The organism is Faecalibacterium sp. DFI.5.82 (assembly GCF_029076575.1).
GTDB classification, from domain to species: Bacteria; Bacillota; Clostridia; order Oscillospirales; family Ruminococcaceae; genus Faecalibacterium; species Faecalibacterium duncaniae.
Map to the genome: position 1 here is coordinate 1 of NZ_JARFIS010000751.1, position 301 is coordinate 301.

The window sequence follows — 301 nt, forward strand, 5'->3', positions numbered from 1 at the left end:
TTCCCCTCCTGTTCTGCCGGTTCAAAGTTCAGCGTCGGCTGGACGATGGCTTCCGGCGCGCGGCAGTCGCCATCGTAGACCACCTGACCATCCTCCAGCCGGATGATGCGGTCGGCCTGCACGGCAATGGAGTTGTCATGGGTGATGAGCACCACCGTATGGCCCTGCCCATGCTGGTCCTGCAGCATTCCCAGCACCTCGCGGCCGGTGTGGCTGTCCAGCGCGCCGGTGGGCTCATCCGCCAGAATGATCGCCGGGTTGCGCACCAGCGCCCGCGCGATGGATACGCGCTGCTGCTGGC

1 protein-coding gene is annotated in these 301 nt (G+C 66.4%); it reads right to left on the minus strand.

The window, feature by feature from the left end; all coding sequences use genetic code 11:
* Positions 1-301 (minus strand): ATP-binding cassette domain-containing protein (locus P0G09_RS18745; protein WP_275253427.1); only part of this gene is annotated, 301 nt, incomplete at both ends.